Source organism: Saccharopolyspora gregorii, from assembly GCF_024734405.1.
In the GTDB taxonomy this organism is placed as follows: Bacteria; Actinomycetota; Actinomycetes; order Mycobacteriales; family Pseudonocardiaceae; genus Saccharopolyspora_C; species Saccharopolyspora_C gregorii.
Window position 1 is genome coordinate 3,656,083 of sequence record NZ_CP059556.1, and the last position, 15,390, is coordinate 3,671,472.

General features: G+C 70.3%; 17 protein-coding genes. 1 reads left to right on the plus strand and 16 read right to left on the minus strand.

Annotated features, from left to right (window positions below; all coding sequences use genetic code 11):
- Positions 1–63: 63 nt before the first annotated feature.
- The 16 genes from H1226_RS15900 to H1226_RS15975 all read right to left on the minus strand — a co-directional run bounded on the left by H1226_RS15900 (position 64) and on the right by H1226_RS15975 (position 14,072).
- On the minus strand, positions 64–1,554 hold the full coding sequence (locus H1226_RS15900) for a class I adenylate-forming enzyme family protein (RefSeq protein ID WP_258341419.1): 1,491 nt from the start codon (positions 1,552–1,554) through the stop codon (positions 64–66).
- A 27-nt stretch (positions 1,555–1,581) separates the two neighbouring features.
- Positions 1,582–1,902, minus strand: a complete 321-nt coding sequence (locus H1226_RS15905; protein ID WP_258341420.1) for an EthD family reductase — start codon at positions 1,900–1,902, stop codon at positions 1,582–1,584.
- Between the two features lie 31 nt (positions 1,903–1,933).
- A complete protein-coding gene (locus tag H1226_RS15910; protein WP_258341421.1) occupies positions 1,934–2,317 on the minus strand; it encodes a nuclear transport factor 2 family protein in 384 nt (127 codons plus the stop codon).
- Complete coding sequence (locus tag H1226_RS15915; RefSeq protein WP_258341422.1) at positions 2,314–2,676, minus strand: nuclear transport factor 2 family protein; 363 nt, start codon at positions 2,674–2,676, stop codon at positions 2,314–2,316. The genes H1226_RS15910 and H1226_RS15915 overlap by 4 nt, the downstream gene beginning before the upstream one ends.
- Before the next feature lie 381 nt (positions 2,677–3,057).
- On the minus strand, positions 3,058–3,669 hold the full coding sequence (locus H1226_RS15920; RefSeq protein WP_258341423.1) for a TetR/AcrR family transcriptional regulator: 612 nt from the start codon (positions 3,667–3,669) through the stop codon (positions 3,058–3,060).
- 61 nt (positions 3,670–3,730) lie between these two features.
- Positions 3,731–5,029 carry an FAD-dependent oxidoreductase gene (locus H1226_RS15925; protein ID WP_258341424.1) on the minus strand — a complete coding sequence of 433 codons (1,299 nt, stop codon included), beginning with the start codon at positions 5,027–5,029 and terminating at the stop codon, positions 3,731–3,733.
- Between the two features lie 118 nt (positions 5,030–5,147).
- The gene (locus H1226_RS15930) at positions 5,148–5,339 is read right to left on the minus strand and encodes a hypothetical protein (RefSeq protein WP_258341425.1); all 192 of its coding nucleotides are present in this window, start codon (positions 5,337–5,339) and stop codon (positions 5,148–5,150) included.
- A 3-nt stretch (positions 5,340–5,342) separates the two neighbouring features.
- A complete protein-coding gene (locus H1226_RS15935) occupies positions 5,343–6,485 on the minus strand; it encodes an acyl-CoA dehydrogenase family protein (RefSeq protein ID WP_258341426.1) in 1,143 nt (380 codons plus the stop codon).
- On the minus strand, positions 6,482–7,801 hold the full coding sequence (locus H1226_RS15940; protein WP_258341427.1) for an acyl-CoA dehydrogenase family protein: 1,320 nt from the start codon (positions 7,799–7,801) through the stop codon (positions 6,482–6,484). The genes H1226_RS15935 and H1226_RS15940 overlap by 4 nt, the downstream gene beginning before the upstream one ends.
- Positions 7,802–7,813: 12 nt before the next feature.
- Positions 7,814–8,962, minus strand: a complete 1,149-nt coding sequence (locus tag H1226_RS15945; RefSeq protein ID WP_258341428.1) for a thiolase family protein — start codon at positions 8,960–8,962, stop codon at positions 7,814–7,816.
- On the minus strand, positions 8,959–9,378 hold the full coding sequence (locus H1226_RS15950; RefSeq protein WP_258341429.1) for a Zn-ribbon domain-containing OB-fold protein: 420 nt from the start codon (positions 9,376–9,378) through the stop codon (positions 8,959–8,961). Before H1226_RS15950 ends, H1226_RS15945 begins: the two co-directional genes overlap by 4 nt.
- Before the next feature lie 11 nt (positions 9,379–9,389).
- Positions 9,390–10,208, minus strand: a complete 819-nt coding sequence (locus H1226_RS15955; protein WP_258341430.1) for an SDR family NAD(P)-dependent oxidoreductase — start codon at positions 10,206–10,208, stop codon at positions 9,390–9,392.
- A 38-nt stretch (positions 10,209–10,246) separates the two neighbouring features.
- Entirely contained in the window at positions 10,247–11,467 is a 1,221-nt protein-coding gene (locus H1226_RS15960; protein ID WP_258341431.1) for an acyl-CoA dehydrogenase family protein, read from the minus strand.
- Positions 11,464–12,219, minus strand: a complete 756-nt coding sequence (locus H1226_RS15965) for an SDR family NAD(P)-dependent oxidoreductase (protein ID WP_258341432.1) — start codon at positions 12,217–12,219, stop codon at positions 11,464–11,466. The genes H1226_RS15960 and H1226_RS15965 overlap by 4 nt, the downstream gene beginning before the upstream one ends.
- Positions 12,216–13,223, minus strand: a complete 1,008-nt coding sequence (locus H1226_RS15970) for a phosphotransferase family protein (RefSeq protein ID WP_258341433.1) — start codon at positions 13,221–13,223, stop codon at positions 12,216–12,218. The genes H1226_RS15965 and H1226_RS15970 overlap by 4 nt, the downstream gene beginning before the upstream one ends.
- 60 nt (positions 13,224–13,283) lie before the next feature.
- The gene (locus tag H1226_RS15975) at positions 13,284–14,072 is read right to left on the minus strand and encodes an enoyl-CoA hydratase/isomerase family protein (RefSeq protein ID WP_258341434.1); all 789 of its coding nucleotides are present in this window, start codon (positions 14,070–14,072) and stop codon (positions 13,284–13,286) included.
- A gap of 210 nt (positions 14,073–14,282) precedes the next feature.
- On the opposite strand from H1226_RS15975, the gene H1226_RS15980 reads away from it, so the two are divergent.
- Positions 14,283–15,305 carry an alcohol dehydrogenase catalytic domain-containing protein gene (locus tag H1226_RS15980; RefSeq protein WP_258341435.1) on the plus strand — a complete coding sequence of 341 codons (1,023 nt, stop codon included), beginning with the start codon at positions 14,283–14,285 and terminating at the stop codon, positions 15,303–15,305.
- The last annotated feature ends 85 nt before the right edge of the window (positions 15,306–15,390 follow it).

Below are 15,390 nucleotides of genomic sequence, written 5' to 3' on the forward strand. Positions count from 1 at the left end.
CCGGCGAGGCAGCGGGGCCGCCCTTCACCTCGAAGGGCGGCCCCGCTTCTTCTCGTTGCGCCGTCAGATGGCGCTGCGCTCGCTGAGCTCACGGGCCGTGCGCGCGGCATCCGCGCGGGACAGCTTGCCGACCCGGTTCAGCGGCAGCTCGTCCACGCGGAACAGGTACTCGGGCCACTTGGCCTTCATCAACCCGCGCTGGTCCAGATGCGCCGTCGCGGCGTCGAGGTCGAAGCCGGCGTCCTGCGTCACGACCAGCGCCGCGACCCGCTCGCCCAGGAGCTCGTCCGGCACCGGCACGACGCACAGCTGCTCGATGGCGGGGTGCGAGGCGAGGGCCGTCTCGACCTCGACGATGTCGATGTTCCGACCACCGCGGATGATCACGCTCTTCTCCCTGCCCCGCACCGACACCACGCCGTCGGCCCGCACCGACATCAGGTCGCCGGTCGGGAAGAAGCCGTCCGGGGTCACCTCGGGCGCTTCGACGGTTCCGTTGCGGGCGTACCCGAGGAACAGCGATGGGCCGCGCACCTGCGCCCGCCCGACCTCGCCCGCCGCAACCGGCACACCATCCAGGTCGACCACGCGCAGCTCCGTGCCGGGAAACGGTCGGCCATCCGTGCCCAGGCGCGTCTCGTCGGGGTCGTCCATTCGCGGCGACGTGTGCCCCAGGCACTCGGACATGCCGAACACGCGCAGGATCCGCGTGCCGAGACGTCCCTCCGCGCGCGCCAGCGCCGCCGCCTCCATCGGCCCGCCACCGATCGTCATGGCCCGCACGTCGCGCAGCGGCCGGTCGCCCTCCACGGCGCTCGCCAGCTGCAGGGCCATCGTCGGTACGCACATCGTCCAGCGGACGCCGTGCTCGGCCATCAGCCGCAGCGCGGTCGGCGGATGCCACCGGTCCAGGAACACGATCCGGCCGCCGAGCATGAGCGGCAGGTACAGGCCGAAGCAGAACGCCGCCGCCGACGACAGCGGAACCAGCGCCGCGACGGAATCACCGGAAGCGAGGCCGACCGCGTCGATGGTGCTCCGCCCGGCGTAGCGCAGCGCCGCTTCGGACTGCACCACGCCCTTGGGGCGGCCGGTCGACCCGGAGGTCAGGCCGATCACCACACCACCGCTCCAGCGCGGGCCCGGACTAGCCGCCCGCGTCCGGCTGCCCCACCCGTCGAGCACCTGCGGGCCCTCGGAGTCCGGTAACCACTCGCCGAGGCATTCCGGCGAGGCGATCACCACGGCCGGGTCGATGTCCTCGCACGCGGCGTCGTACTCGGCGCGAGTGGCGTGGTGGCTGAGCAGACCGAGCGTGCCGTCCAGCTTGCCCGCGGCGAGGGCGGCGACCACGGTCCGCCAGGAGTTGTCCGCCTGCACCAAGATCGTCGCCTGCGGTCCGGCCACGTCGCGCACCGCGCTCGACAGTTCCTCGGCGGCGCGCAGCAACTCGCGCAGCGAATGCTCGCCGTCGACGTCGGCCGCGATGACCGCATCGCCGCCCGCCAGCGTCGTAGCTGCTCTGGACTCGAGTTCGGCCACCAGTTCCCGCATTGCATTCGCCTCCGTTGGCTCAGGGACTCAGCCCGAGAACATTTCCCGCTCTTCGCCGAGCACCGCGATGCGCTTGCCCCGCATGCGCCCGACGTGGCGGATCGCCGCGTCCCACTCCGCGCTGGCCAACGCCGCGCGTGCCGCCTCTTCGGAATCGAAGCTCAGCACGGACAGCCCGTCCCAACCCTCCGATCGCGGCTCCATCGCGCTGGTGATGGCGGTGTGCCGCCACGCCCGCAGACCCGGCAGCGGGTACGTCACCTCAGCGTGTTCGCCTCGCCACCACTCGATGAACTGCTCATGGGTCCACTCCGGGGGACGGGAGGCCAGCAGAGCCAGATTGAACATTCCACGTCGTCCTTCCACACCTGGCACCCGCTCAGTCGGACTCGTGCAGTTCCAACATGGGCGAGCGACCGATCATCAGATTCCGTACCGCGCCGTCGGCTCCGAGCCGGGCCGCCGCGACGAAGGTCGACTCGAACACCTCACCGCGCCTGGTCTCACCGAGCACGAGTTCGTCGTGGCCATCGGCGCTCGCCGACACCACGTGGTGCGTGAGCACCCCCTTTTCGCGTTGCCGCAGATAGCCCTCGAGCGCCTCACGGTCGCCCGCGAAGTCCGTCGCCTGCCCCGCGCCCGTGCCGAACACGATCGAGAACCTGAAATCCGGCGCGATCAGGTCGAGGATGCCTTCGGGGTGGTCGGAGTCGATCAGCGCGAACCACCGGGTCAGCGTGGGAGCACCTGCCGTGGACGTCACGCCGCCTCCTCGGGGAGCAGGGAGAACGTCGGGTGGAAGAAGGACTGGTAGCGGGCCAGTTTCCCGCCGGGCGAGACCACACCCGCAGAGGCGAACGAACCGGTGGGCTTCTCCTCCGGTCCTTCGACGACCACGCCGTAGACCATCTCCAGCTCGCCGTCCCGGGTGGACCTGAGAACGCGGTGCTTGCGCCCGACCGCCGGGCGGCCCGAGATGTAGGAGGCGAGGTCCTCCAGGCCGCGGCCGGAGACCTCGTTGCCCGGCAATGCGAGCAGGAACTCGATATCGGACTCCACCAGCTCCAGCCCGCTCAACGGATCCGGGCCGTCCAGCCGTGCGAAGTAGTCTGAGATGAGCACGTGCGGCTCCTCCTTGTCGCCGTTGACGAGGTGGTACACCAGCCGGAACGAGATCGGCCACTGGATGGATCACTCGGCCCGCTCGACAACTAAGCTGAATTCAGTTCGCTCCGTCTGACGCTAGCGCTCCCCCAAACACGCCGCAAGACTCAAAATCGCCCAGCCGCGGAGAAGGCGTCGGAACAGGACGGAGCTCCCCGCGCGGACGTCGGAGTCGACGCGCGGGGAGCGCACGGATACCGCTACTCACAGCGGGTACCGGTTCGATGGAAAGGTGACGCGGCGACCGTTCAGGGCCGCGAGGACGAGGGGTCGGAGATCAGTGGTGAACGCGGACGGCGCGCACCGCCGCGACGGCCGCACGGCGCACGCGGCGCGCGGTCACGGTGTCACGATGCGCACGCAGCAGTGGGTCACCAGCTCGCAGATCGCATCGAGACCGGTCTCCCCACCGGGTCGGTACCAGCGCCACACGGCGACGATCGTGCCCAGGAGCGTGCGCGCCAACAGCTGCGGATCACGGCGCGCGAACTCACCGGAATCCATTCCCTGGCGGAGCAGCTCCGTCCAGTTCCGCTCGATCCTGGCGACCAGTTCCCGGCACGCCAGCCGCTCGGCCTCCTCCCGCTCCGAGCTGCGCTCGCTGACCAGCAACGCGATGTTGGCCTGCAGGATCCGGTTCTGCCGCACTTCCAGATCGGAGATCTCGTAGGCGCTGCGCACCGCCCGGCGCAGCGCCTCGTGCGCGCTCGGCGCGTCCGCGGTCGCCGCGCGGAACGCCTCGTCCGAGTTGTGCAGGCCGATGCGCATCACCGTGAGCAGGCAATGCGCTTTCGACTCGAAGTAGTGGTACAGCGCGGTCTGGCCGATGCCGACGTGCTTGGCGATCTCCGACCACTTGGTGGCTTCGAAGCCGACCTCACCGAAATGTTCCACGGCAGCGCCCAAAATCGCCGCTCGCTTCGACCTGGGGCCGTCGTCGGCCTCCCGCAACGTCTCGACGCCCACACCTTTCCCTCCGTCGGTGAGGATCCAGCATAGATGCCAACCGATGTCAGTTCACGAGGGATCCGGCCGCGGCGCGCCGCCCGAACACGATCGCCGGTGCCAGTCCCCCGGCGTAGGCGCGCTCGTACAGGCCACCGATGTCCGCACCTGCCGCGAACAGGCCCGGGATCGGCGCACCGCTCGACGACAGGACCCGCGCCTGCGGGTCTATCCGGACACCGGTGAACGGGAACGTCACGGCTGGCCGCGCCTCCACGACGTAGTACGGCGGTTCGTCCAGCGCCCGAGGATCGGACTCCCGGCCAGGCCCTGCCGACTCGCCTCGGGCGAGGCGCCCCAGCTCCTCGGCGATCTTGGGGCCGTCGTAGCCCCACTCAGCGGGCATCTCGGCGAAATCGGACACGCTGTCGGCGACCACGCACCGCGCGCCCCGGGACCGGGCCAGCGCGAACTTGTCCAGGCTGTCGGCTCCCTCTACGTAGGCACCGGTGATCCGCTCCCGGTAGCCGCGGGCGTCGGTGACCAGCAGGCCCCGCGCCTCGGGTTGGTCGAGCAACGCCATCGCCGTGAGGTGATCCGCCTCCGTCTCGTCGACGAACCGCTCGCCCGCCAGGTTGAACAGGGCCGCGTGTTCGCTGTAGTAGAGCGTGATGTCCACGAACAGCTCCGGCTCCAGCGCGACACCGGACGGGATCAGGTGGCCGTAGAACCCTGCGCCCTCCGATCCGATCGCCGCACCGGCCTCGATCGCCAGCCGCAGTCCGTCACCGCTGCTGAACGGGTTCGACCGCAGCTCAACGTCCCGCGCCTGCTCGTGCAGGTACCGCGCACGCAGCTCGGGATCCGCCTGGAAGCCGCCGGTGGCCAGCAACGTCGCCGTCGCCTCCACGGTCCGCACCGAACCATCGGCCAGGCCTATCTCCGCGCCGCGCACCACGCCGCCGTCGAGCAGCAACCTCCGGGCCGACGCCTCCGTCACGATCACGCCGTTCTTCCCGACCACGTGCCGGCAGCCGTCGACGTAGTGCGCCGTGTCGAACCGGTGCCCGCGCCCGTAGCCGATCACCGGTACGCGCTTGCCGCAGCTCACCCCCAGCGAGCCGATCCACTGGACGGCGTCGTCGAAGTCGTCCACCAGCGCCCTCTTCAGCCCGGGGTCGCCACCGGGGTTCACCCGGTCCATCACGTCGTGGTCGGGCGCGGTCCAGATGTATCCGGCGTACTGGCCCGATCCGCCGAGCAACGGGCCCTTCTCCACCACCATCGCCGACCCGCCACCGCGGACCGTCGTGGCCGCGGCCGTCATACCGGCGATACCACCGCCGAGCACCAGCAGATCGAACATCGCTCACCGCACCTCCTCGTAGAACGTCATGCGAGTTCTTCCGGATGAACGAGGGCTCACCCGGCCACCGAGCCGCTGCCGAGCGCCGGGCTCACGCGGGTGGCGACCACCAGCGAGGTCACCGCGGGGAGAACACCACCACGAGACGGCCGTGGATCGCAAAGTCGTTGTACTCCAACGCCATTCCGGCAGCAGCCGCGGGACTCGCTCGTTCACCGACGAACATCTGCTGCCGTGAAGCGGTTTCTCTGATGATCACCGTTGCCCCTTCAGCGGTGTACGCGGTCGTCCCGCCCACCTCCAAGGTCACCGGTCACCCGGCGTCGACGTGCAGACCGGACAGCAGGCGCTCCTGGTGGGTGTGCCGATCACCGAAGAGCACCGCGCTCGTGGCCGCCCGGCGGAAGTGCAGGTGCGCCGGGTGCTCCCAGGTGAACCCGATGCCGCCGTGCACCTGGATGGTCTCGGCGGCGACGTACTCGTAGGACCGGCTGCAGGTCAGCGCCGCTGCGGCTGCGGCGATGCCGGCCTCCGGCGAGTCCTCCGCGATCAGCCCGGTGGCCCACAGCGATGCCGACCGCGCCGACTCGAGCTCCACGGCCATGTCGGCGCAGCGGTGCTTGATCGCCTGCAGCATCCCGATCGGACGTCCGAACTGGACACGGTTCTTGACGTGCTCGACCGCCATGTCCAGCGACGCCGCCGCGCCACCGGTCTGCTCGCAGGCCAGCGCCGTCACCGCGCGGTCGCGCACCCGCCCGAGCACCCGATCCCCGGTGCCCGGATCGCTGACCAGTCGTGCCGGTGCCCCATCGAAGGTGACGGTGGCCAGTTGCCGGTTCGGGTCCATAGCGCGGTCGGTGGTGCGGCCCACACCCGGCGCGTCACCCTCGACGACGAACAGGGCCAGCCCGTCTTCCGCCCGGGCCGCGACGAACAGCAGGTCCACCGTGGCGCCCTCGACGACCAGGAGCTTGCGACCGGTGAGGCGCCAGGTGCCGCCGTCGTGCGCGGCTCGCGCCTGGATGCTGTGCCCGTCCAACCGGTCCGGGGTCTCGGCCCAGGCCAACGTGGCGGTGCGCGCACCGTCCGTCAGCGCGGGCAGCAGCTGCCTCCTGCGTTCCTCGGCCTCCACCCCCTCGGCGTGCAGCAGCACGCCGACGCCGAGCACGGCGGTGGTGAACCACGGCAACCGGACCAGGGATCGGCCCAGTTCCTCGGCCACGACCGCGACCGGGCGGAATCCGGCGTCCGCGCCGCCGTAGATCTCCGGCACGTCCAGCCCGACTACGCCGAGCTCGCCGGCGAACCGGTTCCACACCGCCGGATCCCCAGCACGCTGCTCGCGCATCTCCCCGAACACCGCCGCGGTGTCGGCGTACTCGCGCAGGAATTCCCGGACGGCACCGCGGAACTCCTCGACGTCGGCGTCGTGCGTCAGCCTTCGGGCGGTCATGCCGCACCGCCCGCCGCCGGGTCGACCTCATCCGCCTCGGCGAGCAGCTCGGAGTACCGGCCGAGCGCCTCCCGGGTGAGTTCGGGTCCGATGTAGGGCGGGAAGAGCCCGTCGTCCGGCGTGGTGCTGCGCACGAGCGCCTTGGCGAGGTTGGTCTTGTGGACCTCGGTGGCGCCGTCGGCGAGTCCCATGTGGAACGACTCCATCACCCACTTGCCGAACGGCAGCTCCTTGGAGATGCCCAGCGAGCCGTGGATCTGGATGGCTCGGGACGAGACGTCCAGCAGCACCTTCGGCATCGCGGCCTTCACCGCCGCGATGTCGGCGCGCACCGCGCGGTAGTCGTCATGCTTGTCGATCTTCCACGCCGTCCGCAGCACCAGCAGCCGGAACTGCTCGATCTGGATCCACGAGTCGGCGATCATCTCCTGCACCAGCTGCTTGTCCGCCAACCGCGCGCCCTTCGTGGTGCGCGACAACGCGCGGCGCTTCATCAGCTCGAACGCGCGCTGGACCAGGCCGACGGTGCGCATCGCGTGGTGGATGCGGCCGCCCCCGAGCCGGGTCTGCGCGACCGCGAAGCCCTCGCCGCGCCGCCCCAGCAGGTTCTCCGCCGGCACCCGGACATCGGTGTAGCGCAGGTACTGGTGGGTCCCCACGGGTTCCTCGTGTCCCCACACCGACACGTCCCGCACCCGCTCGACCCCGGGCGCGTTCGCGGGCACCACGAACATCGACATCCGTTCGTGCGGTGCGGCGTCCGGCTCGGTCACCGCCATCACGATGAGGAATTCGGCGAACAACGCGTGCGAGGAGAACCACTTCTCCCCGTTGATGACCCAGCTGTCACCGTCGAGCACCGCGGTGGTGCGGAAGCCCGTCGGGTCGGACCCGCCGTGGGGCTCCGTCATCGAGAACGAGGACACGATGTCGCCCTCGACCAGGGGCTCCAGGTAGGTCTTCTTCTGGAAGTCGCTGCCGTAGTGGGCGAGGATCTCGGCGTTGCCCGAATCCGGCGCCTGGCAACCGAACACGACCGGTCCGGAATGCGTGCGCCCCAACTTCTCGTTCAGCAGCGCCAGCCGCAGCTGCCCGTACCCCTTGCCGCCCAGCTCCGGGCCGAGGTGGCAGGCCCACAGCTCGCGCTCCCGCACCCGTTGCTGCAGCGGCTTGATCAGCGCGTTGCGGCGCGGGTCACGGGTGTTCCAAGCGTGCTCGATCACCTGGTCCACCGGTTCGACCTCGTCGCGGACGAACTCCTCGACCCAGTCCAGCTCCCGCTGCACCTCGGGGTCGGTTTCGAAATCCCAAGCCATTCCCTCGTCCTCTCAGCGGGTCAGAACCGTGCACGCGCTGATTCCGGGCGCACCGTAGACGTGCGTGAACCCCACGTGCGGTCGAGTCGACACCTGGTGGGCACCGGCGTCGCCGCGCAGCTGGAGCGCGTTCTCGTAGATCTGCCGCAGCCCGGAAGCCCCGACCGGCTCACCGTTGGCGATGCACCCGCCGTCGGTGTTGATGGGCAGCCGCCCCTCGATCTCGTTGTCCCCGGCCCTGATCAGGTGCTCCTGTTCACCGTGCTCGCACAGACCGGTCTCGGCCATGTGCATCAGCTCCGCTCCGGACTCGGTGTCCTGGATCTGCGCGATGTCTACTTCGGACGGTGCGATGCCCGCGGCTTCGAACGCCGCCTGCGATGCCTGCACCGTGGGCGACTCTGCGCGCTCGGCGGCGATCCAGGGCGCGTACACCTCGAACGAGCCGTAGCGCCTGCTGCGGAACGCCGCGCCTCTCAGGAAGACGGGTTCCTCGCTGTACCGGCGCGCCTGGTCCGCGCGGCACAGCACCAAGGCCACCGCGCCCTCGCCCGGGGAGCAGTACATGTATTGCGTCAACGGGTGCGAGATCATCGTCGCCGCGGCGATCTCAGCAGCGGTGAGCGTGTCGCGCCGCCACGCGTTCGGATTCAGCGATCCATTGCGGAACGACTTCTCCGCGATCACGGCGAGGACATCGGGACTGATGTCGTGGTCGTGCAGGTATCGCTGGATCTTCATGCCGAAGAACTGGGTGGTGACCATCATCCCGGTCTCGCCGTACCACGATCCGATGCCGTGCTCGGCCGGGTCCACGTTGAACGCGCCCCGGGGATGCTTGTCGAAACCGATCACGATGCCGAGATCGTGCTGCCCGGAGCGGATCGCGGCATCGGCGGAGATCAGCGCCGAACCGCCGGTCGCACAACCGTTGGCCACGTTGATGAACGGCAGACCGGTCAGGCCCAGCTCGGAGACCAGCGTGTCGGCGTCTCCAGCCGAGTGCGACCCGCCGAACCCGAACTGCATGTCCGAGAAGGCCAGGCCCGCGTCCCGCAACGCCTCCCTCGCGGCGTGCACCGCCTGAGCCCGGCCGGAGACGCCCTTCGTCCGACCGAACCGGTGCATCCCGATCCCGACGATCGCCACACCGTCCGTCATGCGCGCACCTCCCGGTCCGGGGCGAACGCGAAGGTGTGCACCGGCTCGCCATCGTCGGCCGTCCGGAACGGCACCAGCTCCAAGTGCATCGGCATCCCGATCTCCAGTGCCTCCGGGTCCGGTTCCGTCAAGCGGGTCGCCACCAGGAGCTGCCCCGGCAGTTCGACGTACCCCACTCCGAACGGTTCGAACTCCTCCGGCCCCGTGTACGGATCCTTCGGCCGGAAGCCCTGGATCGTGAACGTCCACAGCGAGCCGTGCCGTGCCAGCGGGGTGTCCATCATGGACGCTCCGGTGCACCGCGGACACCCCGCCTGCCGCGGGAACGTGCAGGCGGCGCAGGCGGAGCACCGGCTGCCCAGCAGCGCCGGACCGTCCGGCGTGTCGGTGACGAGCGCGTCGTCCACCAGTCTCATCGCGACTCCCGTCATGGCGCGGCCAGCCTTCCTCCGTCGACGGCCAGCAGCGACCCGGTCGTGTAGCTCGACGTCGGCCCGCACAGGTACAGCGCCGCGCCGACGATCTCCGCGGGGTCACCCCCGCGCTTCGAGGGCCAGGCCGCGGCCATCTCCTCGAACGCGTCCATGTCCCACGCCGTGCTGATGTCGGTGAAGAACGGCCCGGCGAGGATCGTGTTCACCCGCACCAGTGGTCCGTACTCCTGCGCGAACCCCGCGGTGAGCGTGTTCAACGCCGATTTCGCCGCCGCGTACGGCAGGTCGCCGCGGGTCGGTCTGCCCGAGGCGATCGAGGAGATGTTGAGGATCGATCCGCCGTCGCGGGACGCCATCCGCTCGCCCGCGAGCGCCATCAGGCGGAACGGCCCTTTGAGGTTGACCCCGACGACCTTGTCGAACAACTGCTCCGAGACCTCGGACAGGCTCGGGTAGACGGGGGCGATTCCCGCGTTGTTCACCACGATGTCGACCGGCCCGAGGGATTCCTCCACCTCGTCGAGCAGGGCGGGAAGTCGATCCCACGCACCGACATGAGCCCCGTGCGCGCTCACCCGGCGCCCGGTGGCCTCGGCGAGCTCACCCGCGAGCCGCTCGCAGGCGTCCTTCTTCCGGGAGACCACGGCCACATCCGCGCCGGCGGCCGCGAAGGCGATCGCGATCTCCCGGCCGAGTCCGCGCGAACCACCGGTCACCAGCGCGGTCCGCCCTCGGAGCGGGCTCGGCTGCGGGCGTGCTTCGGCGACCGCTTCCGCCACGGTGCGCACCGGACCGGTGCTGTCTGCCTGCATGGCCACTCCCGTCTCGTGTCCCTCTTGCCGTGCCGCCGCTACCGCGGGATGTCTCGCCACGGAACGTTCTTGTCCCCGCGCGGTTCGGTGGGCAGGCCGAGGATGCGTTCGGCGATGATGTTTCGCTGGATCTCATCCGACCCGCCCGCGATGCGGTACCCGGGCGCACCGAGCACGTGTTCGGTCCACTGGTAGACCTCGTCACCGGTGTCGGCGATCAACCGGTTTCCGAGCACGGTGGACGCGACTTCGCTGACCTGTTTCAACTTCTGCGCCCACGCGAGTTTGCGCAGCGAGCCGATCGCCGACGGCCTGGCGCCGTCCAGTCGTGCCTCGCGGTCCCGGGTGGCCGCCAGTTCGCCGAGCTTCTCCTGCACCCACACCTCGGCCAGGCCACGCCGGACGTCGGGGTCGTCGAGCCTGCCCAGTCTGCGGGCGGTCGCCACCAGGTGCCGGTATCCGCCGCCGAGTTCGGTGTTCGCACCGGAGTGGCTGCGCTCGAATCCCAAGGTGGCGAGGGTGACCTTCCACCCCGCACCGACCGCACCGAGACGCCACGCGTCGGGGATGCGGACGTCGTCGAGGAACACCTCGCAGAACGACGCCCCGCCCGACATCTGCCGCAGCGGCCGCACGCCGACGCCCGGGGTGTCCATCGGGAGCAGGAACGCCGTGAGGCCGCGGTGCTTCGGGACGTCCGGGTCGGTGCGCGCGATGAGCTCGCCCCAGCCCGCGAACTGGGCACCGGAGCTCCACACCTTCTGCCCGTTGACCACCCACTCGTCCCCCCGCCGCTCGGCCCGGGTGGCGAGCCCGGCGAGGTCGGATCCCGCGGATGGCTCGGAGAACAGCTGGCAGGCTAGTTCGTCACCGCGCAGCAACGGCCGGACTAGGTGCCGGCGTTGTTCGGGGGTGCCGAACAGGTCGATCGTCGGAGCGATCAAATGCGCACTGGCCGACGCCAGCTCGTGCTGACCCGGTGTGTCGAACTCGCGCTCCAGCTCGGCGAACGCCTCCTCGTGCGCGGGGGTGAGCCCAGCACCACCCTCGGATTCGGGCCAGGTCAGCGCGCCGTATCCGGCGTCGAACCGCTGTCGCTGCCAGGCGCACACGCGGTCGAGCAGCGCGCGTTCCTCGTCCGCGGGCAGGTCGTGGAACACCGACACCGACGTACGGGACGCGTCGATGTCCTGACGTGGAGTCGCGTTCTGCTCAAGCCACTCGCGCGCCTCGGCGGTGAATTCGTCGATGCTCATCATCGGGCCGTCCACCCTCCGTCGACCGCCAGTACCTGGCCGGTGCAGTAGCTCGACGCCGCTGATGCGAGGAAGAGCAGCGCACCGTCCAGTTCGGACCCTTCACCGGCCCGGCGGAGCATGGTGTTGCGTTCGATCCAGCGCACCGACCGGTCGTCGGCGAACAGTGCCTCGTTCATCTCCGTGCGGAACCACCCCGGCGCCAGCGCGTTGACGCGCACACCGCGACCGCCCCAGTGCCCGGCGAGTTCCCTGGTGAGGCCGATCAGGCCGGCCTTGCCCGCGGCGTAGCTCGCCCCGCCCAGCGGTGCCGCGGAGACCAGTCCGAGGATCGAACTGACGTTGATCACCGACAGCGGACCGCCGCCGGCCGCGCGAGCCGCGAGCTGGGCCAGGTGGAACGGGGCGACCAGGTTGGTGCCGAGCACCCCCGCGAATCCGGACGGCGTCTCGTCCGACGGCTTCGCACCGCTTTCCGTGCCGGCGTTGTTCACCAGTACGTCGACCGCTCCGGTCTCGGCGATCAGCGCTTCCCTGGCCGCCTCGTCGGCGAGGTCGGCGGGTAGGACTCGCAACGCCGGATTCGTCGCCGCCAGCGCGTCGAGCTTCTCCTTGCGCCGGGCCGTGATCCACACAGTCGCGCCCGCGGTGGCCAGCACGGTCGCGAACCGTGCGCCCAGTCCTGACGACGCCCCGGTGACCAGCGCCGTCTTGCCCTGCAGTCCGAACAGTTCCCCGGGAGCCGGCACCGTCATCGCGGCCCTCCTTCGAGGATCGAGCGCCCCGAAGCGATCAGCGCGTCGATGGTGGCCGGTAGTTGCTCCTGGACCGGATCGTGGTGCACGCCCTCGCGATGCCGCTTCAGGTTGTGCCCCATGATCGCGGCCATCTTCATCCGCCCGAGCGCGCGGAACCACGCGTGGTCCGGCGGTTCCGGGTTCCCGTAGACCGCCAGCAGCTCCGCTTCGGACGGCAGCTCCGCCACGACGCGACCGACACCGGGGAACAGCGCGCCGTCGGTGAACACGCCGAACCAACCGAGGTCGACCCGCGGATCACCGAGGCTCCAGATCTCCCAATCGACCAGTGCCGTCGGTTCGGCACCGACGCAGAGCAGGTTGCCGAGGCGGAAGTCGCCGTGCACCAGCACCGGATCCACGGCCACGGGCACCGCGGCCCGGAGCGCGGACAGCAACGCCTCCGAACCGGAACGGAGTTCTTCGGGAACGGCGTGCATCGTTTGCGTCCAGCGCGCGAGCTCGTCGGCGGGTCCGAGCGGTTCCGGCACCTCGCCCCCGGCCGAGCGCAGACCGGATTCGACACCCGCGAGCGGGACGGCGTGGAGATCGCCGAGGACGCGTGCCGCCGCGACCATCCGCTCCCGGGCGACCCCCGGTGGCAGCGGCTGCTCTTCCAGCACTGGTTCCGCGGCCGTTCCCGCAGCGCACTCCATGGCGAACCAAGCGGGCTCCGCCTCGCTGCGAGCGGTGACCGCGGGAAGCGGCACCCCCGGCCCGGCGCCTGCCGCGGCCAGGGCCGACAGCACGTGCGACTGCCGCAGGACGTCGTTGCGTCCCACGGCACGGCGTCCCGGCGGCACCGCCTTGACGACATGATCGTTCCCGGCGGCGTCCGTGACCCGGTAGGTCAATCCACTGCGGCCGCCTTCCAGCGTCCGCAACGGGCCGGATCCGCCGAGCTCGGCACGCACCCGCGCACCGAGCTCGGGATCGTCGTCCACGACGGCCGGCTTCGTCATCGCAAGCTCCTTCGCCAGCAAGGTCACCACTGCTCGATCACCGCGGAACGGACCACCGGCTCAGCGACCGGTCCACTTCGGGTCGCGCTTCTCCAAGAACGCCGAGACACCTTCGGCCGCGTCCTGGGAGTTGAGCGTGACGCCCACCGCGAGGTGCTCCAGCACCATCAGCGAGGCGATGTCGGCGTCCAGCCCCCGGTCCACCGCCATCTTGGTGAGCTTCATCTGGAACGGGCTCTTGTCCGTGAGGTGGCTGATGAACTCCTCGACCGTCTCGTCCAGCTTGTCGGCCGGAGCGCTGGCGTTGACGAGGTCGAAGTCGTCGGCCTCCTTGCCGCTGAGCAACTTGCCGGTGAGCATGAGCTCCTTGGTCTTGCGGATGCCCAACATGCGCGGCAGGCGGTAGATCGGGCCGGCACCACCGAACAGGGCGCGGCGGATGTGGAAGTCACCGATCTTCGCGTCGTCGTCGGCGATCGCGAAGTCGCAGGAGATCATGACCTCGAACCCGCCCGCGGTGGCGTAGCCCTCGATGACGGCCACCGACGGCGTCGACATGTTGTAGAGCCGGTCGCAGACCTTCGCCGACACGACGGCGACGTCCATCGCGGTGCTCGAGCCGATGAAGTCGGACTGCAAGCTGTCCAGGTCGAAGCCGGACGAGAAGGTGTTCTCCCGGCCGCGGAAGACCAGAACGCGCAGTTCCGGGTCGTTGTCGATCTCGGTGATGATCTCGTCGAGCCGGTTGAGCATCGGCACCGTGATGCAGTTCCGCTTGTGCGGACGGTTAAGCCAGACGCGTGCGACGTTGCCGTCCTTCTCGAACTGGATGTCGTCCTCGACTGCCATGGTTCCTCCTTGAACTGACTTCAATTCGATAATGAGTCGCGGGCTCTCCCGTGTCAATACTTCGGACACCTCACCCGTCTCTCGGACGGCACTGGAGCCAGGGGGTCGCCGACCTGCGCCGCCACGCCCAGCGTTGCGAAGAAGGCCGCATCCCGCCCATGCTGAACTCACTTCACTTCAGATCCCAGGCCTGACGCGATGAGGAGCAGCATGCGTGCGTATCGGATGTTCAGCGACGGCCACAGCGGACTGACCGAGGTCGCCTCACCCGTGCCGCAGGCCGGCCAGGTTCGGCTGGAGGTGCTGGCCACCGGTCTCTGCCAGTCGGACCTGCACGTCCTCGACGCGACCGGAGTCCGCTCGGCCACGGCCTGGCCGACGCCGTACACGCTCGGCCACGAAACCTGCGGCCGGGTCGCCGAACTAGGGACGGGCGTGACCGGCGTGCACGTCGGCGACCAGGTGATCGTCCACGGCCCGTGGGGATGCGGGCAGTGCGCGCGGTGCGCGACGGGAAGGCCGAACTACTGCGACCAGCCCGATCCGGACGCGGCGGGGATCGGACTCGGGGTCGACGGTGGGCTCGCCGATGAGATGGTGGTCGAGGCCGGGCGCCTTGTGCCCGCCGACGGCCTTGATCCCGCTCTCGCGGCGACCCTGGCGGACGCGGGACTCACGTCCTTCCACGCGATCGGCGGCTGCCGAGACGCGCTCGCCGAACCGGACGCGCTCGTGCTCGTGATCGGCGTCGGCGGGCTGGGACACCTCGCGGTCGGTATCCTCGCCGCCCTGTCGAACGCGCACGTCATCGCCGTCGACGTCCGCGCCGACGCGCGCGATCTCGCACGCGCCTGCGGCGCCGCGACCGCCTGCGCGCCGGACGACGTCGTCGGCGCGCTCCCTGCCCGGGGAGCGGACGTGGTGCTGGACTTCGTCGGCAGCGACGCGACGATGGCGCTGGCGGCGCGATCGCTGCGCCGGGCCGGCGACCTCGTCGTGATCGGCAGCGCAGGCGGCACGCTGCCGATCGCGAAAGGGACCGCGCTGCCACTCGGAGCTCGTGTTCACGTCCCGTTCTGGGGAGCCCGCGACGAACTCGCCGAGGTCGTCGGGCTCGCACGCGACCGCGGTCTCCGCGCCGAGATCACGACCTACTCGCTCGACGACGCGGACCAGGCCCTCGACGACCTGCGGCACGGCAGGCTCCTCGGCCGCGCCGTGGTCCTTCCTTAGCGCCGCGCGAGGCGGACCCGTCCATCGGCGTCGGCACGCCCGGCGAAGCATTTCGCTGCCGGACGCGCGGACACCAAGTCAGGAA